Origin of the sequence: Bacillus cereus group sp. RP37 (genome assembly GCF_040459695.1) — a bacterium.
Lineage (GTDB): Bacteria > Bacillota > Bacilli > Bacillales > Bacillaceae_G > Bacillus_A.
On the sequence record NZ_JARVHP010000001.1, the window covers coordinates 4,131,575 to 4,153,680 of the forward strand.

Sequence of the window (22,106 nt, forward strand, 5' to 3'; positions counted from 1 at the left end):
GTAACTATTTCCCAATCCTCTTCATTCGACAAAAATGATTATTCCCCTTTAACGAAAAAAATAGCACTTTAAAAAGTGCTATTCCGCTCTCCTTGCCGCTTGCTGAATCGGATCCCAAACGCTGTTATATGGTGGTGCGTAACTTAAGTCGACATCTTCTAAATCGTGAATACTCATTTTATTGAAGAGTGCCATTGCAATTACATCTATTCGCTTATCTACACCTTCTTCTCCAATTACTTGTCCGCCTAATAATTGTTTCGTATCAGAACGATATAGTAATTTTAAGTAAAGTGGTTTTGCATTTGGATAATAGCCCGCCATATTTGTCGAGTCTACTTTGACTGTTTTATACGGGATATGTAGCTCTTTTGCTTCTTTTTCATTTAAGCCTGTTCTTGCGAGCGTCAAATCCATAAATTTAATAATGCCTGTACCTAGCGTACCTTTAAACGCTCTTCGTTTATCCAGCATATTCAGTCCAGCAAGTCGCCCTTGTTTATTGGCAGTCGTTCCGAGCGGGATATGATCATGAATTTCCTTTATAACATGGTAATGTGTTGCGCAATCACCAGCTGCATATACGTCTTGCACATTCGTTTGCATGTATGCATTTACTTCGATTGCTCCTTTATAATTTGTACGTATATTCGTTCCTTCAAGGAAATCACTATTTGGCTTCACTCCAACCGATACTAAAACAAGATCCGCTTTATACGTTCCTTTATCCGTTTCAATTTGTTCCACTCTTTCATTTCCTTTAAACGCTTTTACATTTTCATTCGTTAAAATTTCAATATTATGTTTATCTGCTTCTTTATGTATATACTCTGCCATATCAGCATCATAAATCGTACCGATATGATTATTTCGCTCAATCATTCTTACTTTTTTTCCTAGTTCTACAAATGTTTCCGCCATCTCTAGACCAATTGCACCGCCGCCAATGATGGTTACATCCTCTACTTTATTCGTTTCTAGCGTTTTTAATATACGCTCAGCATCAGGAATTGTTTTCAAAAGATGAACGCCTTGTAACTCGCGTCCTTCCCATTCCGGCATAACAGGGCGTACGCCAGTCGCAATTAATAAACGGTCATACGGAAATTCAAAAACATCTTTCGTCTCCGTATGTTCTGCGTACACCATTTTCTTTTCCGTATCTACTTTCGTTACTTCATGTCGTACTTTCGCATCAATTCCGTATTTATCACGAAACGTCTTTACATTACGCGCGATTAATTTTTCCGTTGAAGCGATAGCACCACTAATGACATATGGTAACCCACACTGCGCGTACGAATAAATTTCACCTTTTTCTAACGTCACAACATTTGCATTTTCATCGTTTCTAACAATTTGCATAGCTGCACTCATACCAGCTGCATCTCCGCCAATAATGACATAGTTCACTTTACCACTCCTTCTTTTTTACATACTTCTTTACGATTTCCATATTTTATAAAAACAACACCTACCTCCATTGTAAAGAAAGAGAATTTCATCTACAAATTTGCTGCACAAAACTATGTGTAAATAGGTATTCGTCGTGTCTTATAAACAAGATATTTAATATGCTATAACAGTAATAATTGAAAGTAGGTGAAATATACATGTGCGCTGGCCTTCTCGCTCAAACTCCAGAGGAACCGCAAGAACCGAAAGCCGCCATGCCACTTGACCAAGAATTTTCCATTAACGCAACCATATACAGCGCTCGTGCTTGGTCATCCGACAATGATACTTACGCACAAGATATTTGGAAAGGCACTCGCTTCGCTTCAGCCTCACATGCTGGTAAGTCCATATTCCCAAGTGGTACTATTAAAGTTATTAACTTATCTCAAGATACAATAACGGTTACTACATCAGGAGAGTCAGATCATACTCTCAAAACAATCGTAGCACCCTATTCTGAAGTAGCTTTATCACCTAGTTCTTTATCCACCGTACAGGCTAGTACATCGGGAAAAGCAAGCAAAGTCACATTCCTCTTTCACATCTTTTTCTCAAGAGATCCTGGTCCAGATAAAAAACCATAAAAAAGGTACAGTTATGCACTGTACCTTTTTCACGCACTCTACTCTCTTGATTTGATCAGTTCAGCATTATAAGATTCAATATCCGTTAGCTTTCCTGTAAAATACGGATTTTCTCTATACCAAGACTGTTTTGAAAAGTACGCTTGCATATCTTTCGTTTGAAAAATATGTCCATGCCTTGCGTATATTTCATTTCTAGCAATTTTCAATTGTTCTTTCGATAAATATGTTAAGTCCGCACTCGTTAATTTTCGAATATCACTATCTGGAAAGATGAAACCATTATATACATACCCAGTCGTAGGCGGCGGAGTAACGTTGTAAACAACTGTTTTTTCTGCACTTTTCTTTTGAAATGGAAGATTATAAGTCGAAAGTGCCGTTACCGTTTCTACCTTCGTCGTTTCCCTTCCATTTTCTCCATTTCGTTCTAAATAAATCGTCGCACTTCCATCAGTTGCTACCGGTCCCCACGTAATTTCTTCTCCAGCTAGCGCTGTAACTGGTTTTTGGTTCACGTATAATGTTGCACCAGGCGCGTTCGTTTGAACTGTAATATATTGCCCTTGCAACGTTAAATCTATCGTTACGTTATTTTGACCTTGTTTCATAAGTACAACCTTTTCTTCACGTGATAGTTTTACATAGTCATTTTTATATTCTGATTGAAACACTTGAATTCCTGGGAGAAAAGGTCCATATTGCTTCTCAAACTTTTTATTATCTGACTTATCAATTTCTTTTCCGTTCATTTTTAACGCTACGCCTTTTTCATTTGTAAGCAAAGTTGTATAGTACGTCTTCGCTTTCAATTTATACCGATCAAATAAAAAGAAATACTTTCCGTCTTTTGTTAACGAAAAATCTGTTATTTCGATTCCACTCCCTTGTTTTTCACCTTTTCTCAAATATTCTTTCAATTCACTCGCGTAAGATGGATTTTCTTTTATATATGAAAATAGAGGAGTTAAACTCTCTCTCGTTACAATAACTGATGGATCATCTGTCGTGACGATTTTAGCTAACTTCTCCCCGTCCCTCTCTTGTAAAATCGTAATCATTCGGTCTACTTGTGCCGCCTGCTTATAATACGATGATCCGTACAAATACAATCCAACAATCACTACAACAAGTAACGTTAAAAGTGTAATACCAACTTTTGTACCGCTGCTCATTTTCTTCTTTACTACAAGACTTTCCCTCTGCTGACCGCAGTTTTGACAAAATTGCACACCGTCTTCAAACTGAGTCCCACACTTTGTACATACATTCATCCATTCAACCACCTTTTCTTTAGAGGCCAGTTAATCCCTGAGTAATGGTTTGAATTATCGTGTTTATGTAAGACCAAAACACGATAAACGTTGCAATTCCGATGAAAACATTTGCGATAAAAAGAGTATAAACAAGATCTAATCCGCCGTTATCTAATTTTACTATAGCTACAATTATACTAATTCCCATATACGTTGTAGCCAGCCCTAATAAGATTGGTAAGAAGAAGATTAATAAAAAACTAAATAGAAAAGAAAGCACTAATATAGCAATTGCCGGAGTTGCTATCGTTCCCCATATTCCAAATACTTCAAGAAACAAAAAAGATGATTTCATCATTTTCCCACTTACAAAAATAATAAATCCGACAAATAAAGTTAAAATTAGTAAAAATAAAAAGACCGTTACAGAGTCCAAAAAGAATGTAGGAGTAGGTATATCTGGTGCAAATGTCTTCGTAACAGCTGCAGCAGCACTCATCATTCTATAAAAAATACATGCTCCTAAAAAACAAATAAGTACAAGACTTACAATTCCATTTCGTACTTCAACCTTGCCGCTTTTCATAATCGCTGTCGGTGCTTTGAAAGCATGTTTAAAAAACTGAAAATACCCACTCGCAAATCGCTTCGCTTGCTCTACCGTTTCATTTGGTCGAGTTTCCTTCGCTTGTACCGTGCGCGCTAGTTCCGGCCCTTCTTCTTGACCACTACTTGCCACTACTTCTTCCATTAACGAGTGTCCACAATTTCCGCAAAACTTTGCCTCTGCTACATTTTCTGTATGACATGACGGACATTTCATTCTCTCATCCCTCCTTAAGCATATACCATATAGGGTGTTACAAATTCAATATATGACTTTGGACATAAAACATGACTACAAGAAAAAGATTCTGAAATCCTTCTTTCAAAAGAAAATATATGTGCTAGCAATCTTGAAAAATAATGCTATTATGAAACAGAACAAATAACATTTTTAACAGATTGGATGAAAGACAATGGAAGTGGTAAACTCAATTTTTCAAATACTCCTTACAAGCGTAATCCAATTATTGTCTCTAATTGGCGTTATCATTGTAATTGGATTTCTATTAGGTTATTTAGAATCTCTCACACGCTTGTATTGGTCGAGGGCTTTCGGAAGAAAAGGATTCCTTTTAACAGCTTGGATTGGTGTTCCTATTCACGAACTTGGACATGCCATTATGTGCGTACTATTTCGTCATAAAATTGTAGCAACGCAATTTTTTCCAACAGATACAAGCCAAGGTGCTTTAGGCTACGTACAACATCAATACAATCAAAAAAGTGTATATCAACGAATTGGGAACTTCTTCATTGGAATTGGTCCTATTATTTCCGGTATTACGGCACTAATCCTTTTAATGCGCTATTTCGTACCAGATTCATATTTCTTATTTAATACAACTCTCGAAAAAACAATCGCTACTACTTCTATTAATGTAGAAATGGTTCAAAACATGCTCTTGTCGACGTTTGTATTATTGAAAAGCTTATTTACAATAAGTAATTTATTAAATCCTTCTTTTTGGTTATTTTTATTTATCGCCATTTGTATTTCTGCACATATCGCTTTAAGTAAACCAGATATTAAAGGATCAATAGACGGTGTTATCGTCATGTTTATCGTGTTATTTTTATTCAACATAATAGCAGGACTATTTCAGTACGACAGTAACCAGCTCGTTGGAAAAGTGATGAAGTATAATATGTATCTCATTGCATTTTCTAGTGTGGCTCTGCTGTTCTCTTGTCTTTCTACACTTGTTAGTTTTGGATTTTATAAAATAAGAAGAGGGCGTTCGTTTTGAACGCCCTCTTCTTATCAATTATTCCTCTTATAATCACAATGCTCAACCGGAACTCGAGCATGTCCCTCTTCATCGGTACACCATGACTGTGATTGGAAGGCAAGAAAGATACCGATCCATTCTTCTTCCTTTTCAAAGTGAATGAGTATACCTCCGTCTTGCCATATACCATTATCACCTTTCCATTTCTCTACATTCCCTTGGTTCATATGAATATCGTGTATACCGTTTCCTGGTTCGAAATGAAAGTAAGAATCAGGTGTATTTTCTTCTGGTCCCCATCTTTCACCAAACGCGTAAATAGTTGCTTTTTCTTCTATCGCTCGTTTTATATAACGCTCTATTTTTTCATTTAAATCATTATCAACTCCTGCTTTTTCAGCAGGTAAAGGAATCATTTGTTTCGAATCAAATACATTACCTCTTACGTAGTCTAAAGCTACTTTCGGTTCATTGTTTTTTATTTCTGTAAAACCGAATGGTAATGTCGGTAAAATATGAATCGCCTCTGACCTGATATTATCACTCGCAAAATATAAAACTTCTGACGGATAACTTTGCGATTTCACGTTAATTGCAATACGATAGTCTACTTCTGCTTCACCTTGTAAATGAACTTGATAATGAGGTGTTTTCCCTTTTCCAATCTTTGATTGTATAACTGTACCTTTTAACACGCCGTAGTTTTTTAGGGGCATACATTTCATCTCCTATTCATTTAGTAGAAGCTTTTCATATTTAAAACATTATCCATTCAAAAAAAAAATCCTTCTATGTTAGGAGGATTTTTAATTTCTCAACATATACCAAAAAATAACCTCTACCACTACAAGCAACACCGCGCCAAAGATCATTAACGTCGTCTTCTTTAATAGTTCATTTTCACGATACGGGATGTTACATAAATACGCACCTAGTGTAATACGTGACGGGCAAGCGATAGTCGCTACTGACGATGCAGTGTTTTGCAGTGTTGTGACGTATTGCCACGGGAGGGCTACGTTTTGCGCCGTTTGCATTTGTAGTTTTATAAACATCGCATTTGATCCTGCGTTACTACCTGTTAAAAAGCCACCGATTCCACCGATGAACGGAGCAACGAAAACGAAAAACGTTCCAAATGTTTCACCAGCTGTTTTTGCAAGTAATGAATGCATGCCAGATGCACCCATTAGTTCTGAAATGGCGATAAACATCGTCGTTGTAATCGCAAATGGAATCCATTGTTTTATCGTTTGCGAGAGTGATTGTTTAATAATATGAGATGGAATGCGGAAGAAAATAATAGTAAATAAGCATGTCATACCGAGCCAAAATCCTGGTGAATACAGCATTTCTAATTTGTAAGAGTATGATTTTAGATCAAGGACGGCATATGATCTAAATACATCATGCAATGCTGGAACGAGGCGAGAAAGTAAAATACAAACTGTTAGAAATATATAAGGGCTAATAATTTTTATAATAGACACTTCTCTCTCCGTTGCAGCCGCATGCTCTGTCATTAGATTTTGCGCATTTTTTCCTTTTAATTTAATGATAAGAAAGCCAAATGTAATGGTAACGATAGAACTTAATATCCCGGCTAGTTCCACACTTACGTATGCGTTAGAAAGATAGATTCCGAGAGAAAATAATAGAAAGAAACCGAATCCTTCTTTCCACTTTTCAATAACAGCCTGCCAACCACCAACAACGTGTAAAGAAAGAATGACGAAATAAGCAAACATTGGAACGCTTAGTAGTGCCGTATTTGTTCCAAGTATTGTAAGCGGCATATTTATAAGCTGCGAACCGATAATTGTACCTGTTGCCATTGCGCCCCATGAGCTAGCTAGTAAGCCGATAAATGAAAGTAATACAGCTTGAAACGGTTTATAGCCTAATGAAAGAAAAATAGGTGCCGCAACCATGAAGCCAATTCCGAATCCACTTACTGATTCAATCAGCGGACAAATACCAAAACACATAAGAAGCATTTGTAATAAGCGATCCTGCGTAACTTCTTCTAGAAAACGTGCTACTTGATCGATGTACCCCATTTTGTTCATGAGGTGAAATAAAAAAATACCAAAAAACAAAACATACCCGACAATAAAACAAATTAACCATCCTTTAATCGTTGCGTGCACAGTTTCACTTATCCCTAATTGAAACGTTGGCGAGAGTAAAACGATTCCAACAGATACCACATAAGAAATTAATGAGGACTTTAATGACGTTTGTTTAAATAAAAATAAACAAATGAAAATCATCATAATTGGGATAAGTGCCAACAATATGGCCATGTTATCATCTCATTTCGTTTAAAATACAATTTTTAACTATTATATAACAGATGTTATAATTTTCAATTGTTTTTACAACAGTTGTAAAAAGAAGCCAAACGGCTCCTTTTCACTCCCATTTTCTATTATCCTGAAAAACGCTCTGCTGTCCGACTATTTTGTCTAACACAACAAACACAAGATAAGCACATATTACTTGCAATACAACATTTCCAAATTTCATTAATTCAAATAAATGGATCCATCTGAATAATTCATTTAATAATACAATCGAAACGATACTAAATAATTCTATACTAATCGAAAATATACATATTTCTAAAATAGACTGTTCTTGAATGCGATTTAAGTTAGAAAAGATAAATACATATCCTAAAAATAGAGCCATCAACTCTATTTTCGTCATGCTAATGAGCCAAGCGTATAGTGGTACGGTTAAAAGAAGATATAGTAGTTTTCGTCTTAGCATGCTTCTTCACCCTCTAATTTATATGTATTTTCTGTATATTTTAACATTTATTACGTAAAACAAAAAGAAGAGACTCACGCCTCTTCTTTTTGTTTTACTGCCTGTATTAACTCACATATTTCTTCGCGTTTTTCATTTTCTAACAGCTCAATGACCTTACTTCCGACGACAACTCCATCACATATTGTAATCATTTCTTCTACATGTTCCTTTGTTGAAATACCGAACCCTGCCACTACCGGTAATTGCGTATGTGATTTTACTTTTTCTAAGTAACTATGAATCTCACCTTTAAAGTTTTGACGTACTCCTGTTACGCCCGCCACTGTAACGGCGTAGACGAATCCTTCTGATTCACTCGTAATTTTTTCGATTCGCTCACTTGGGCTTGTTACAGTTACAAGTGGAATTAAAGCAATATTTGCCTCTCGGAGAAACGGCGCAATAATGTCTTGTTCTTCATACGGTAAGTCTGGAACGATGATGCCATCTACACCTGCTTCTATACAGTTTTCGATGAATCGTTCTTTTCCGAATGCTAGTACTGGATTTAAATATGTCATGAGTACAAACGGAATTTGTACTTCTTTCCTTACCTCTATTAATGCTTGAAAAATACCTTTTACTGTTACACCGCTGTCTAGCGCTCGTTTCCCTGCTCTTTGAATCGTTGGACCGTCTGCGACTGGATCTGAAAACGGAATGCCGATTTCAACGATGCTTGCTCCTGCTTCATCTAGAAAACAAATTCTTTCTTTTAATTTTTCAAGGCCACCATCTCCGCCCATTACGTACGGAATAAATGCTTTCTTACCATTTTCAAACGCTGCTTTAATTTTTTCTACTCCCATTTTTTACACCTCTTCCATATAACGTTTTATACTTTCTACATCTTTATCACCACGCCCGGATAAGCAAATGACAAGCCCTTCGTCTTTCTTCATTTGCGGTGCTAATTTTAATGCGTATGCGACAGCATGTGAACTTTCTAATGCCGGAATAATACCTTCTTTTTTCGTTAATAATTGAAATGCTTCTAACGCTTCATCATCTGTAATCGAATGATAAGAAACGCGGCCAATATCTTTTAGCAAGCTATGTTCTGGCCCAACACCCGGGTAATCGAGTCCTGCTGAAATAGAGTGAGCTTCTTGAATTTGTCCTTCTTCATTTTGCAGAAGATACATCATCGATCCGTGTAAAACGCCAACGCTTCCTTTCGTTAAAGTAGCTGCATGCTTTTCTGTATGGACGCCTTTTCCAGCTGCTTCTACGCCGTAAAGAGAAACTTCTTCATCGTGTACGAACGGATAAAACATCCCCATCGCATTACTCCCACCACCAATACAAGCAACGACTGCTTCTGGTAACTTTCCTTCTAACGCTTCATATTGTTTTTTCGTTTCTTTCCCAATTACACTTTGAAAATCACGAACAATTTGCGGGAATGGATGCGGTCCAAGAACAGATCCCATAATGTAGTGCGTATCATGCACATGTGAAACCCAGTAACGAAGCGCCTCGTTCACCGCATCTTTTAACGTACCGCTACCTGCCGCTACACTTTCTACTTTCGCTCCGAGTAATTCCATTCGGAACACATTTAATTTTTGACGTCTCACATCTTCTTCTCCCATAAAGATGACGCATTCTAATCCGAGAAGGGCACATACAGTAGCTGTTGCTACTCCATGTTGTCCTGCTCCTGTTTCAGCGACAACTTTTTTCTTACCCATTCGTACTGCAAGAAGTGCCTGACCAATCGTATTGTTAATTTTATGAGCTCCTGTATGATTCAAATCTTCACGTTTTAAATAAATCTTTGCACCGCCGCAATACTTCGTCATATTTTCAGCGAAATAAAGCGGTGTTTCTCTTCCTACGTACGTTTTTAAATAATGATTTAATTCCTTTTGAAACGCTTCATCTTCCATTGCCTCTTTATATGCTTCTTCTAGTTCTAATACAGATTGCATTAACGTTTCTGGAACGTATCGTCCTCCGTATATACCGTAGTGACCTTTTTCATCTGGATATGCGTAATTCATTTGGAACACTCCTTCGCTTTTATAATAAATTGTTTTATTTTCTTTAGATCTTTCTTTCCTTCTGTCTCTACTCCGCTACTTACATCGACCATGTACGGCTGAATAGTTCGAATCGCTTCTTCTATATTAAGAGCGTTTAATCCACCAGCTAATATCGTTTTCTCTCGCAACTCTTTTGGCATATGCACAAGTAGTTCCCATGAAAATTTCTTTCCATTTCCTCCGTGAAACTTTTCTTTCGGGCTATCAAACAATATATAATCCGTTTCATATGTTTGAGCATTTTTCATATCGGCCTCCGAAGTCACTCCGAGAGCCTTTATAGACGGAATATTCAATCTTATAATTTGATGATTGTCTTCATCCCCATGTAGTTGCACATGCGTTAACCCGCATTCATCTGCAATTTTCTGTATCTCTTCTACTGATTCATTTACGAAAACACCGATTTTTAATACATTTGCTGGAAGCTCCTGAATGATTTCTTTCGCTAGCCCTGGAGTGATTTTTCGCTTACTTTCTGCAAAAACAAATCCGAGTGCATCTGCTCCGTATTCGCAAGCACATTTTGCTGTTTCCATATTAGTAATCCCGCAAATTTTCACTTTCATATGTTCACCTTACAATCTTCAAAAAAGGTACGAATAGAAGATGATGTCATAAGTGCTTCTCCAACTAATACACCTTTTGCTCCGGCTCGTTTGACGCGAATAATATCTTCCTTTGAATGAATCCCACTCTCACTAATCCAAAGTAATTTCTCCTCATTTAATCGTTTTCCAAGCTTTTCTGTTTGGCTTAAATCGACTTCGAATGTTTTTAAATTACGGTTGTTAATACCGATAACGTGCGGATTTAATTGGATTGCAATTTCTAATTCCTGTTCATCATGAACTTCAACAATTGCTTCTAATCCTTTTTCTAGTACGTAGCTATACAGCTCTTTTAACTTCTCTTTCGTTAACGCCGCTACGATTAGTAAAATAATATCTGCTCCTGCTTCATATGCTCTATCAATTTGAATCTTATCAATTATGAAATCTTTGCATAAAAGCGGAATGTTACTTTCTTCTCTTGCCGTTTGTAAATCCTGAAACGATCCTTTAAAAAATTGACCGTCTGTTAAAACAGAAACTGCTCCTGCGCCACAATCTTCGTATGTTTTCACTTGTTTTCGTACATCAACGTGTAAATTGATATCTCCTTTTGATGGTGATGCCCGCTTTACTTCGGCAATAACAGTAAACTGCTGCAATGCTTCTACGAGTGAATGTGTCTTTCTACTTTCTTTTATTGGTGTATAGGTTTCATATAATGCCTCAACTTCCTTTTTCTTTTGGTCTACAATTTTGTCTAAAATCGTCCCCACTTTAATTCACCCTTTCTAATTTTTCATTACTTGCTGCAATTAATAAGTTTAGTTTGGCTAATGCTTTTCCAGAGTCAATACTATGCGCTGCAAGTTTAATTCCTTCTTCAATCGTTTCTGCTTTTCCATTTGCGAAAAGGGCCAGACCTGCATTTAATAAAACAGTATCGCGATAGACGCTCTTTTCTCCGCTTAATACTCCAAGCGTAATCTTTGCATTTTCTTTCGAATTCCCACCTCTTATCTCTTCGTTTTTCACTATTACGAAACCATATTTCTCAGGTTCAATACTCGTTTCTACTATTTCATTTTCTTTTAAAATGACAACATGATTTTCTCCTTGCAATGATGCTTCATCTAAAAAACCACTTCCGTTTACGACAAGCGCTTGTTTTCTCCCTAGTTTCTGTAATACTTGCGCAACTGGTAGTAACATATCTCGTTTATAAATGCCGACAAATTGTGTTTCTAAATTCACCGGATTTGTTAACGGTCCAATTAAGTTAAAGATCGTCGGAACGTTTAATTCTTTTCTTATTTTCATAATGCGCCTTAATGCTGGATGCATCGCTGGTGCGAATAAAAATGCGATCCCGACATGCTCTAGTAAATAATCAATTTCGTTTGGCGTACTGCTAATATTTACACCGAGTTCTTCTAATAAATCTGCACTTCCTGTTTTACTAGAAACAGCACGGTTACCATGTTTTGCAACCTTTACGCCAGCTCCTGCCAGTACAAATGCCGATGTTGTACTAATATTAAACGTTTGAGCACCGTCACCACCCGTCCCGCAATTGTCCATCGCTCCTTGTATATGGTTCGAAAACGGTAATGCCTTTTCACGAAGAGCTCGAACCAGGCCGTATATTTCTTCTGCTGTTTCACCTTTCGCTTTCAGTAAGACTAAGAAAGCTGCAATTTCACTTTCCAATATGTTTTCATTTAATAAAAGAAGCCCTGCTCTATACATCTCCTCTTCTGTTAAATGTTTCCCCTCCACTAATTTACGAAGATAGTTATTCATACTCTTTCCTCCTCTTTCACTTCGCCTAAAAAGGCACGTATTAACTTTCCGCCTTCTTCTGTCGCAATTGATTCCGGATGAAACTGTAATCCGAAGAGCGGATAATAATTGTGACGAACTGCCATAATTTCTCCATCGTCCATCGCTGTCGCTAGTATGTCAAAACATTGTGGCAAACTCGTTTGTGCTGCAACCAGCGAATGGTAGCGCATCGCTGTTAGCGGCTGTGTCACGTATGAAAAGATTGACGTTCCGTTATGTTTCACGCGCGATGTTTTTCCATGTTTAATGCGCTCTGCTCTAACAATGTCTCCTCCAAATGCTGATATAATTGCTTGATGTCCAAGGCAAATACCTAATATGGGAACGTTCTTATAAAAATGACGGATGACATCGATACAAACGCCAGCATCCTCTGGTTTTCCTGGTCCTGGTGAAAGCACAATTCCTGTTGGATTCATCCCCTCTAGCTGTTCTATCGTTAGTTGATCATTTCTTACGACAACAATATCTTCTTCGTATTCCCCTAACAGTTGATACAAGTTATATGTGAATGAATCGTAATTATCAATTAGTACAATCATTTCATTACCTCCAAGAGCGCTCTCGCTTTATTTAACGTTTCTTCATATTCAGCTACTGGGTCTGAATCATAAACAATTCCCGCTCCTGCCTGAACGTATGCTTTTTCATCTTTTACAACCATCGTTCGAATGGCGAGCGCCATATCAAGATTCCCTGAAAAACTAACGTATCCAACTGCACCCGCGTATACATTTCTTTTTTCATTCTCTAGCTCATTTATAATTTCCATTGCTCTAATTTTCGGAGCGCCTGACACTGTTCCTGCTGGTAGACAATACGCTAATGCATCAAATCCACTCATCCGTTTTCGTAATGTTCCGTAAACTTCAGATACAATATGCATAACGTGAGAATATTTTTCTACTTTCATATATTTATCTATCGTCACAGATCCAATTTCACTTACTCTGCCAATATCATTACGCCCAAGATCCACAAGCATCATGTGCTCCGCTCGTTCTTTCTCATTTTCTAACAGTTCTTTCTCAATTTCCGCATCTTCCTGCTTCGTTTTCCCTCTCGGTCTCGTACCGGCAATTGGGTTCGTCATCACTTTATCGTCTCTTACTGATAACAAACTTTCTGGCGAGGAACCGAGTACAACATAGTCTTGAAAATCGATATAGAACATATATGGTGATGGATTGGCGATCCGAAGTTTTCGGTATAACGCGAATGGATCACCAATACATTCACTTTGCAAACGCTGGGATAATACGACTTGGAATATGTCCCCGGCGCGAATGTATTCTTTCGCTGTTTCTACCATCACGCAAAATTCTTTTTCCGTTATAGAGGAAGTGAATGATAATGTTGATTTTATTTCAGTTACTTCAACTTCTTCTCCCTGTAGCAATTCCTCTTTGTATACTCGCAGCCTTTCGTATACTTCTTCATAAGAAGCTACATCATCTTCCCTGCATACATATACAAATGATAATTTTTGGCGTAAGTGGTCATACACGATAAACTCACGATATAGTAAAAGGTGTACTTCTGGAATATTCAATGGATCGTGTAAATCCGCTCCAATGTTTTCATATTGCCGAATGACGTCATAGCCAATATAACCAACTGCTCCTCCGCAAAATGGAAATGGGCTGTCTACTTGAGCTGACGCGATTTCTTTTTCTAACACTTGTAGTACGTTACCTTGCAACTCTTCTGTTTGACCATAAATCGTTCGTTCCACTTCTGTACCAATACTTTTCACTTCACCATACGGATTACATCCTAAGTAAGAATAGCGTCCTTTATCTTGATGAAGCTGGGAGCTTTCTAATAAAAACTTTTTCTTTCCCTTCATACGTCTATATAAAGAAATTGGCGTAATGCTATCTCCTTCTTCTTCAGCGATTACTAAAAATGCTTTTCCTTGTTCGTTTTGCTTCATAAATTCGTCTTTTGTCATCATGCCTTTCACCTCACTCCGAAAAATAAAAAAAGTCCCCTACATATCGAAATATGTAGAGGACGATAAATTTACCGTGGTACCACCTCATGTTGGACGCAAAAGCATCCCGCTTTATTCAGGTACAAAATATATACCTTATCCTTGTAACGGCGGAACCCGGGTTGCCTACTGAAAATAATTGTTCAGCATACCTCTCGTAAGCCCATTCCGTATATGGCACCGCACCGGGCTCCCACCTATCCCCGGCTCTCTGTAACGTCTCCAATATACGTACTCTTCTTACTTCAACGATTTCATTTATTTAATTTTTTGTACACAAAAAGGGAGTACTCATCCTATAGAAAGGACGGGTACTCCCGTGGTGCCACCTTAATTCGTTACAAATGTAACGCACTTTACCGTATCAAAAACAATACGTGTCTCTTGTATCGATGAGATCATGTCGCCAAAGCCTACTTCTTTCGTTTCGGTTTGGAAGCTCCGAAGCCCATTCCACATCAATCCCATACTGATTCGCACCAACCATCAGCTCTCTGACATGTTCATCATGTGTACTCTTCTTCATCAACGCTTGCATTTTTTTAAGTTGCACTCATTATAGACCTGACTTTTTTCACAAGTCAATACTTTTTAAAAAAATTTATTTTTCTTTCCTTTCAATATTATATTGACAAAACAACCTCTTTTTATGTAAATATAATAAATACTCTATTAAAAATAAGGTTTTTTGTATGAATATTATATATTAAAAAAGTAAAATGATGTCAAAAAACGCTTACATTTCTGAAAATTCATATTTCCGTATGGATTTTTCAGAATAATCATGATAGATTATAAATATGCATAACGCATCAAAAGACATGACAAAAGGAAGGGGAACTACATGAGTACGCAGATGTTAACTTTAACTTCTATCTCTATTTACATGCTCGGGATGTTAGTAATTGGCTATTTCGCCTATAAACGAACGTCCAACTTAACAGATTATATGCTTGGCGGGCGTACATTAGGCCCCGCAGTAACAGCATTAAGCGCTGGAGCATCCGATATGAGTGGTTGGCTTTTAATGGGCTTACCCGGTGCAATGTTTAGCGTTGGATTAAGTAGTAGTTGGATTGCGATCGGCCTGACACTAGGCGCATACGCAAACTGGCTATATGTCGCTCCTCGCTTACGTACCTACTCTGAAATTGCAAATAACTCTATTACTATCCCAGAATTTTTGGAACACCGTTTCCACGACAAATCTCACATGCTACGTTTAGTATCCGGACTTGTTATTATGATTTTCTTTACTTTCTATGTAGCTTCAGGATTAGTTTCAGGCGCTGTATTATTTGAAAATTCATTTGGCATGAACTATCATGTTGGATTATTCATTGTTGCAGGCGTTGTTGTAGCTTACACATTATTTGGTGGTTTCTTAGCAGTAAGTTGGACAGACTTCGTGCAAGGAATCATTATGGTAGTCGCTCTTATTCTTGTTCCTATCGTAACAATTATGAACTCGAACGGACTTGGACCTGCATTTGATACCATTCGCTCTGTAGATCCAACACGTTTAGATATTTTTAAAGGTGCCTCTACTTTAGGGATGATTTCTTTATTCGCATGGGGTCTTGGTTATGTTGGACAACCTCATATTATCGTACGCTTTATGGCAATTTCGTCTGTAAAAGAAATTAAAAGCGCAAGAAGAATTGGTATGAGCTGGATGATTTTCTCTGTTGTCGGCGCTATGTTTACTGGTCTTATCGGTATTGCTTACTACTCACAACAAGATTTAACATTATCTAACCCAGAAACAATTTTCCTTGAACTTGGAAAAATTTTATTCCATCCACTTATTACTGGATTTTTATTAGCAGCCATTTTAGCAGCTATTATGAGTACAATCTCATCTCAGTTACTCGTTACTTCTAGTGCTATAACTGAAGATTTATATCGTACATTCTTTAAACGTTCTGCTTCTGATAAAGAGCTTGTATTTGTCGGTCGTATGGCTGTACTTGTTATTGCATTAGTCGGATGCGCTTTAGCGTTTAAACAAAATGATACGATTTTAGCTCTTGTTGGATACGCTTGGGCTGGATTTGGTTCCTCATTCGGACCTGCTATTTTATTAAGTCTATATTGGAAACGTATGACAAAATGGGGCGCACTTGCTGGTATGATTTCTGGTGCTGCGACTGTTATTATATGGACACAATTTAAATTCTTAAAAAACTTCTTATATGAAATGATTCCTGGTTTCGCTATTAGTTTACTAGTGATCATAATTGTTAGTTTACTAACGCAAACTTCAAAAGAAGTTGAAGAACAATTTGAGGATTTCGAAAAACAACATAGTCTATAAGGTGAAAGCTCTGCTGATATCGTAACAGCAGAGCTTTTTTAATCAAAGTTCGACAATCTTCTACTCGAATTTAACAAATTCTTTATGTTTCGTTAAATTTAGCATAACACTACTCCTTTATAGTGTTAGTATCAGCACTTATACAGAAAGGGGACTCCAACATGTTAGCAGCTTTCCAGCAACAACAAACACGAAAATTTTCACCTATCACCAATACTTCTGCGTCTTGTTTGAACATACAACCTAATCCACCTAAAATTTCAATTGCTCCTTCTGTTGTTTCAGTCATCGGTGTTCATATGGAAAAAAACAAGTTAAAAGTAAGAACGGGACAAAGCACTGAGTTATCCGCTTCTGTTTTGCCAGTACAAGCCACCAATAACGAACTTATTTGGACAAATATGAATGCTGATGTTATCACACTGTATCCAAAAGGTGATACAGTAACCATTACTGGAAAAAGTGCAGGAAGAGCAGTCGTAATTGTCACAACTGCTGAAGGAAAGTTCCGTGACCTATGTATTATTCATGTACAACCTTATATGACAAATCCAAAGTAAAAGAGTGGCTATGAAGCCACTCTTTTACTTTGGATTTTTATTTTTCACATGACTAATAAATTGCTCTTTATCTTTAGGAGAAATAATTTCTGTTTTATGTGCGCCGTAAACAATTTCAATTCGATCAAATGATAAGGCATGAGCTGCTATTGGATTTTTCGTATTTGAAATTTGTTTTATATTTCGTATAAATATACGTTTTTTAACGAGACCCGATTTAATAATAATTGCTTCTTCTCCAACAATATATTTTGTTGAAAACCAACTCCAAATAAATAATATGGCTAATGGGATTGTGAAAAACAAAAGAAAATGTTCTCTTCCTACAAATATGGGAGCAAAACACGCTCCAATGACAACAAAAAAAATCGGATATAACCATATATCTTTTTTTGATGGAAATTCCACTAAACTTCCCCTCTCTTGATTTAAGTCAATGAATCTCCTCCTCTTCCCTATTACAATGAAAACAACATTAGAATAGGAGGACGTATTATGACTGAGCGAAAATTTTCCTTATTTGCAGGCACTTCTCTTCTTATCATGGCATTCACTGCATTTTTTTCTTACGGTTTTGTTCATGGAAATCTCGTTGTACCAAGTAATGCGAGCACGACACTCCATAATATTCAAACTTCAAGTTTACTTTTCAAAGCAGAAATCTTCGGATGGATTATCATTTTCATTACGGATATTATCGCCTCGTGGGCTCTTTATTTCTTTCTAAAACCTATCCATGCTAGCCTCTCATTACTAGCTACCTGTCTTCGTCTTATGTATACAGCTATACTTGGGATTGCTATATTCAATTTAACATTTGTATTACTTCTTTCAAAAAGTACAGTTGCTAATTCAGAAGCATATACAATGTTATTTCTAGAAGCTTTTAAATACATTTGGTCTGTAGGGTTAATCATTTTCGGCTTACATCTTTTCACTTTAGGATATGTAACTTTTCTATCTAAACAAATACCGAAATTGATTAGTGTATTACTATTCATCGCTGCTATCGGTTATATCGTAATTCACGTCATGAATACAATGTTTTCACAATATGATGCGATGATTTCCATTCTTAATGTTGTCTTTCAACTACCGATGATCGCAGGTGAACTAGGATTTAGTATATGGCTATTGATTAGAGGTGGAAAAGACTCTACTGTTTGAGTCGTTTCTTAATTCTACTTAATGATTCTGGCGTAATACCTAGATAACTTGCCAATTGATATTGAGGAACACGATTGATTAAATGAGGTCGTTTTTGTAATAATGATTTGTAGCGCTCTTCTGGTGTCGATGCAATAAATAATGTAAGTTCTTCTTGTACCTCACCAAAATTGTATTCAATCATTTGACGTGTCATTTCTTCTAACTGTGAATATTTCTTATACATGTCCTTTTCACAATACAGGTCGCCAACTACAACTAGGCAGTCTTCTAGACACGTTAATGTATGTGAGGATGATTTATCTTGTTTATGATGATTGAAATTTGCAATTGCTTGTTCTTCTGTATAAAAATTTGATGTAACTTCTTTCCCGGCTTCATCTATACAATGTTGCCTCACGCATCCTTTTAATACAAAGTAACATTTAGACGGAACATCTCCTTGTCTTAGGAGTACTGTTCCTTTTTTATATTCTTCAATTTGTAATTCTTCCACGATTATACGCTGCTGCTCTTCACTTAATGTTGTAAGCTTTGTCATGTATTTCATTAAAATATCTTTCATTTGGTCTCTCCCTCCCCTTCTATATTTGTATGAGAAACGTATGATGTAAATCCACTATATATTATCTTTTTTCATGCTATATGGCTGGAATTCCCCCTATTGATCTGTTTTATTTTCTGCATAGAACAAAAAAAGAGAAGTTACCAATAACTTCTCTTTTCGTATATTAGAATAGGCTCGTTATAATTCCTGTGTATAAGCCGGTTCGTTCACTACATTTTTTGCTGTTCGTTTTTGTTGCTGTAGTAAGAAAACAGATACACCAAACAATACGAGCATGCTACCGATAATTTGCATTGCGTTTAATTTTTCCCCAAGTAAGAAGAACGCTAGTATAGTTGCTCCAACTGGTTCTCCTAAAATACTCATTGAAATTGTTGTTGCATTTACGTAGTTTAATAACCAGTTATTAATGACATGTGACACTGTGGGTACAATCGCAAGTAAAAGAAAAACGGTCCAGTCCCACTTCGTATAACCTGTAAAAGGCACTTGCAATACTATATTATAAATCCCCATAAAAATACCTGCGAATGCAAAAACTGTAAAGCTGTAAATCCAGTGTGATACTTTCTTTACTGTCGTTTGCCCGATAAATAAATAACCGACAACTGCTATCACACTTAAAAAGGATAATATATCCCCATAAATCGCTTGTTCACTTAGCCCTAAATCTCCCCAGCCAATACACATTACACCTAGTATCGCAATTCCCATTGTCGCAATAGCTGAGTATGTTGTTCTTTCTTTAAATAAGAAAAACCCTCCAACTAAAGATACGATTGGTTGAAGTGCTAAAATAATCGTCGAACTAGCAACTGTCGTATGCTTTAAAGATTCAAACCATAAAAGAAAATGAAGCGCTAAAAAGAAACCAGATCCAATTAAAAATCCCCAATCTTTTCTTTGAATCCTACTAAACTCTTCCCGCTTTTTCCAAACGATTGGCAGCATAATAAGCACGATAATCCATAATCGATACATACTTAAAATAGAAGATGGTGCTGAGGACATCTTTACAAAAACTGCTGCGAATGAAATTGCTATAATTGAAATTGCTAATGGTAGTGCGATTGATTTTTCTTGTTTCAAACCTTGTCTCCCCTCTCACCTGTCAAAAATCCCACTTCATTATATCCGTTTTCTTTCCTAACTTAAATACTAATTTTTTAGATTCTTCGTACCATTATGGTAAAATAGAAACGAAAGCACCTATTAGTGAATATTGCTTTCTTTTTCACTACAAGCGTCGCTCTTACAATCATTACAGTAAATTTTTATTTAGGGGGATCCATATGAATCAAACAATAGGGAGAATTGAAGAAATTTCATTTTATAGTGCATCACTTCAAGAAGATGTTACACTGCTCGTTTACTTACCAGTAAATTACACACCACTGCACAAACATACAGTTGTAATTGCACAAGATGGTAGAGATTATTTTCAGCTTGGGAAAGCACACCGTGTAATTGAGCGCCTTCGTGAAACTGAAGAAATTGACCGTACAATTATTGTCGGTATTCCATATAAAAATGTACACGATCGTAAGGAAAAATATTTCCCGAGCGATGTAAAGAATGCTGCTTACATTCGTTTCCTTGCTCATGAGCTTGCACCATATATCGATGAAAATTATCCAACGTACCAAATGGGAAAAGGTCGTGTGTTAATTGGTGATTCTCTTGGCGGAACAGTTTCCTTTATGACCGCACTTATGTATCCGCATACATTTGGTAAAGTCGTTATGCAATCACCATTTGTGGACGAAACAGTGATGAACTTAGCAAAAGACTTCAAAACTCCGGAAGCGCTAGAGCTTTATCACGTCATTGGGACAGAAGAAACAGCTGTAAAGCGCACTGATGGGCAAGTATCTGATTTCGTACAACCGAACCGTGAGCTCAATACACTTCTGACAGATAGAAATTTCACCACGCATTACGAGGAGTTCGAAGGTAATCATACGTGGAAATATTGGCAAACTGATTTACCGAAAGCTTTCTCTCATATGCTATCAATGAAATAATAGAGAGCAGTATTCAGAATAATTTGATATAATAGATTAAGAGAGTTATTTTCTCAAAATCTAACTAGACTTACAAAGGGAGGAATTGGAACATGAAATTAGGCATTGTAATTTTTCCATCTAAAATGATTCAAGATAAAGCGAACGGATTGCGTAAACGTTATGATCCGCACTACGCATTAGTTCCGCCACATATTACATTGAAAACACCCTTTGAGACGCAAGATGATCAACTAGAATCGATTGTAAACGAGTTACATACAATCGCAAGTAAAACGAACCCTTTCACCCTTCATGTCGGAAAAGTTGGTTCATTCGCACCTGTTAATAATGTTCTTTATTTTAAAGTAGAAAAAACACCTGAACTTACTTTCTTAAATGAGGAAATGCATAGCGAATTCTTCACACAAGAACGCGAATACGCTTTCGTACCTCATTTAACAATCGGACAAGGCTTATCAGATGCAGAGCATGCTGATGTATTAGGTCGATTACGTATGAAAGATTTCTATTATGAACAACCAATTGATCGCTTCCATCTTCTATATCAATTAGAAAACGGAACGTGGACTGTATACGAAACATTCCACCTTGGAAAGGGGAACAACTAATTTGCATGCACAGATCGTACAAACAGACGAACAACTAAGAGATGCATTCTCTGTACGTAAGCAAGTATTTGTGAATGAGCAACAAGTTTCTGCTGACGAAGAGTATGATGAGTTTGAAGAAACTTCGACACACGTTGTTATATATGATAATGATGTTCCAGTTGGTGCTGGTCGTTTTCGCATACTGGATGGAATAGGAAAAATGGAACGCATTTGCGTACTAGCTTCCCATCGTAAAAAAGGCGTTGGAAAAATTGTTATGGATGCACTTGAAGCATATGCGAAGGAACACTCGCTACCAAAATTAAAGTTACATGCCCAAACACATGCTGAAGATTTCTATAAGAAACTTGGATATGTAACGAATTCTGATGTATTTATGGAAGCAAATATTCCTCACATCGTTATGATAAAAGAATTGTAATTTGAAAACAGGAGGTATCCCCTCCTGTTTTTTACATTGCTATTT

General features: G+C 36.8%; 24 protein-coding genes and 2 other annotated features. Of the genes, 8 read left to right on the top strand and 16 right to left on the bottom strand.

What is annotated here, in order from left to right; all coding sequences use genetic code 11:
- Window positions 1-78: 78 nt before the first annotated feature.
- Window positions 79-1,413 carry an FAD-dependent oxidoreductase gene (locus tag QCI44_RS21815; protein ID WP_016133924.1) on the bottom strand — a complete coding sequence of 445 codons (1,335 nt, stop codon included), beginning with the start codon at window positions 1,411-1,413 and terminating at the stop codon, window positions 79-81.
- 200 nt (window positions 1,414-1,613) lie between these two features.
- On the opposite strand from QCI44_RS21815, the gene QCI44_RS21820 reads away from it, so the two are divergent.
- Window positions 1,614-2,042 carry a hypothetical protein gene (locus tag QCI44_RS21820; protein ID WP_016133923.1) on the top strand — a complete coding sequence of 143 codons (429 nt, stop codon included), beginning with the start codon at window positions 1,614-1,616 and terminating at the stop codon, window positions 2,040-2,042.
- A 38-nt stretch (window positions 2,043-2,080) separates the two neighbouring features.
- Here QCI44_RS21820 and QCI44_RS21825 read toward each other — a convergent pair whose 3' ends face one another.
- Together QCI44_RS21825 and QCI44_RS21830 are read right to left on the bottom strand one after the other, a co-directional pair.
- A complete protein-coding gene (locus tag QCI44_RS21825) occupies window positions 2,081-3,316 on the bottom strand; it encodes a TcaA 3rd/4th domain-containing protein (RefSeq protein WP_016133922.1) in 1,236 nt (411 codons plus the stop codon).
- A 19-nt stretch (window positions 3,317-3,335) separates the two neighbouring features.
- Entirely contained in the window at window positions 3,336-4,121 is a 786-nt protein-coding gene (locus QCI44_RS21830; protein ID WP_088083439.1) for a zinc ribbon domain-containing protein, read from the bottom strand.
- Between the two features lie 196 nt (window positions 4,122-4,317).
- Here QCI44_RS21830 and QCI44_RS21835 point away from each other — a divergent pair, with 196 nt between their 5' ends.
- Window positions 4,318-5,151, top strand: a complete 834-nt coding sequence (locus QCI44_RS21835; protein WP_088083438.1) for a hypothetical protein — start codon at window positions 4,318-4,320, stop codon at window positions 5,149-5,151.
- A 14-nt stretch (window positions 5,152-5,165) separates the two neighbouring features.
- Here QCI44_RS21835 and QCI44_RS21840 read toward each other — a convergent pair whose 3' ends face one another.
- From QCI44_RS21840 to trpE, 10 genes are all read right to left on the bottom strand, one after another.
- On the bottom strand, window positions 5,166-5,849 hold the full coding sequence (locus QCI44_RS21840; protein ID WP_088083437.1) for a DUF2278 family protein: 684 nt from the start codon (window positions 5,847-5,849) through the stop codon (window positions 5,166-5,168).
- Window positions 5,850-5,939: 90 nt separating this feature from the next.
- Window positions 5,940-7,439 (bottom strand): L-lactate permease, encoded by a 1,500-nt coding sequence (locus QCI44_RS21845; RefSeq protein ID WP_016133918.1) that lies wholly within the window; start codon window positions 7,437-7,439, stop codon window positions 5,940-5,942.
- A gap of 109 nt (window positions 7,440-7,548) precedes the next feature.
- Complete coding sequence (locus tag QCI44_RS21850; RefSeq protein WP_016088846.1) at window positions 7,549-7,908, bottom strand: DUF4029 domain-containing protein; 360 nt, start codon at window positions 7,906-7,908, stop codon at window positions 7,549-7,551.
- A gap of 74 nt (window positions 7,909-7,982) precedes the next feature.
- Window positions 7,983-8,759 carry a tryptophan synthase subunit alpha gene (gene trpA, locus QCI44_RS21855; RefSeq protein WP_088083436.1) on the bottom strand — a complete coding sequence of 259 codons (777 nt, stop codon included), beginning with the start codon at window positions 8,757-8,759 and terminating at the stop codon, window positions 7,983-7,985.
- 3 nt (window positions 8,760-8,762) lie between these two features.
- Window positions 8,763-9,956: a tryptophan synthase subunit beta gene (gene trpB, locus QCI44_RS21860; protein ID WP_088083435.1), complete on the bottom strand. Its 1,194-nt coding sequence runs from the start codon at window positions 9,954-9,956 to the stop codon at window positions 8,763-8,765.
- On the bottom strand, window positions 9,953-10,567 hold the full coding sequence (locus tag QCI44_RS21865; RefSeq protein ID WP_088083434.1) for a phosphoribosylanthranilate isomerase: 615 nt from the start codon (window positions 10,565-10,567) through the stop codon (window positions 9,953-9,955). The genes trpB and QCI44_RS21865 overlap by 4 nt, the downstream gene beginning before the upstream one ends.
- Window positions 10,564-11,325: an indole-3-glycerol phosphate synthase TrpC gene (trpC, locus tag QCI44_RS21870; RefSeq protein WP_088083433.1), complete on the bottom strand. Its 762-nt coding sequence runs from the start codon at window positions 11,323-11,325 to the stop codon at window positions 10,564-10,566. Before trpC ends, QCI44_RS21865 begins: the two co-directional genes overlap by 4 nt.
- 1 nt (window position 11,326) lies before the next feature.
- Window positions 11,327-12,352 (bottom strand): anthranilate phosphoribosyltransferase, encoded by a 1,026-nt coding sequence (gene trpD / locus QCI44_RS21875; protein WP_088083432.1) that lies wholly within the window; start codon window positions 12,350-12,352, stop codon window positions 11,327-11,329.
- Window positions 12,349-12,936: an aminodeoxychorismate/anthranilate synthase component II gene (locus tag QCI44_RS21880; protein ID WP_088083431.1), complete on the bottom strand. Its 588-nt coding sequence runs from the start codon at window positions 12,934-12,936 to the stop codon at window positions 12,349-12,351. Before QCI44_RS21880 ends, trpD begins: the two co-directional genes overlap by 4 nt.
- Window positions 12,933-14,351, bottom strand: coding sequence for an anthranilate synthase component I (gene trpE, locus QCI44_RS21885; RefSeq protein WP_141533936.1), 1,419 nt, complete (start codon window positions 14,349-14,351; stop codon window positions 12,933-12,935). Before trpE ends, QCI44_RS21880 begins: the two co-directional genes overlap by 4 nt.
- Before the next feature lie 52 nt (window positions 14,352-14,403).
- Window positions 14,404-14,648 (bottom strand) — a binding site (T-box leader).
- Window positions 14,649-14,690: 42 nt separating this feature from the next.
- Window positions 14,691-14,928, bottom strand: a binding site (T-box leader).
- Between the two features lie 306 nt (window positions 14,929-15,234).
- Between trpE and putP the strand changes: the two genes are divergently transcribed.
- Together putP and QCI44_RS21895 are read left to right on the top strand one after the other, a co-directional pair.
- A complete protein-coding gene (gene putP, locus QCI44_RS21890) occupies window positions 15,235-16,707 on the top strand; it encodes a sodium/proline symporter PutP (protein WP_016088854.1) in 1,473 nt (490 codons plus the stop codon).
- 161 nt (window positions 16,708-16,868) lie between these two features.
- Window positions 16,869-17,267 carry an Ig-like domain-containing protein gene (locus tag QCI44_RS21895; protein ID WP_016133916.1) on the top strand — a complete coding sequence of 133 codons (399 nt, stop codon included), beginning with the start codon at window positions 16,869-16,871 and terminating at the stop codon, window positions 17,265-17,267.
- A 24-nt stretch (window positions 17,268-17,291) separates the two neighbouring features.
- Here QCI44_RS21895 and QCI44_RS21900 read toward each other — a convergent pair whose 3' ends face one another.
- Window positions 17,292-17,675: a PH domain-containing protein gene (locus QCI44_RS21900; protein WP_016088856.1), complete on the bottom strand. Its 384-nt coding sequence runs from the start codon at window positions 17,673-17,675 to the stop codon at window positions 17,292-17,294.
- A gap of 87 nt (window positions 17,676-17,762) precedes the next feature.
- Here QCI44_RS21900 and QCI44_RS21905 point away from each other — a divergent pair, with 87 nt between their 5' ends.
- On the top strand, window positions 17,763-18,434 hold the full coding sequence (locus QCI44_RS21905) for a DUF4386 domain-containing protein (RefSeq protein WP_016088857.1): 672 nt from the start codon (window positions 17,763-17,765) through the stop codon (window positions 18,432-18,434).
- Here the strand turns inward: QCI44_RS21905 and QCI44_RS21910 are convergent.
- A complete protein-coding gene (locus QCI44_RS21910; RefSeq protein ID WP_016088858.1) occupies window positions 18,424-18,999 on the bottom strand; it encodes a Crp/Fnr family transcriptional regulator in 576 nt (191 codons plus the stop codon). The genes QCI44_RS21905 and QCI44_RS21910 overlap by 11 nt on opposite strands.
- A gap of 180 nt (window positions 19,000-19,179) precedes the next feature.
- Window positions 19,180-20,091 (bottom strand): DMT family transporter, encoded by a 912-nt coding sequence (locus tag QCI44_RS21915; protein WP_016088859.1) that lies wholly within the window; start codon window positions 20,089-20,091, stop codon window positions 19,180-19,182.
- A gap of 203 nt (window positions 20,092-20,294) precedes the next feature.
- Between QCI44_RS21915 and QCI44_RS21920 the strand changes: the two genes are divergently transcribed.
- The 3 genes from QCI44_RS21920 to QCI44_RS21930 all read left to right on the top strand — a co-directional run bounded on the left by QCI44_RS21920 (window position 20,295) and on the right by QCI44_RS21930 (window position 22,061).
- Entirely contained in the window at window positions 20,295-21,026 is a 732-nt protein-coding gene (locus QCI44_RS21920; RefSeq protein WP_016088860.1) for an alpha/beta hydrolase, read from the top strand.
- A 92-nt stretch (window positions 21,027-21,118) separates the two neighbouring features.
- Entirely contained in the window at window positions 21,119-21,637 is a 519-nt protein-coding gene (locus QCI44_RS21925; protein WP_016088861.1) for a YjcG family protein, read from the top strand.
- Window position 21,638: 1 nt separating this feature from the next.
- Window positions 21,639-22,061 carry a GNAT family N-acetyltransferase gene (locus QCI44_RS21930; RefSeq protein ID WP_016133912.1) on the top strand — a complete coding sequence of 141 codons (423 nt, stop codon included), beginning with the start codon at window positions 21,639-21,641 and terminating at the stop codon, window positions 22,059-22,061.
- The last annotated feature ends 45 nt before the right edge of the window (window positions 22,062-22,106 follow it).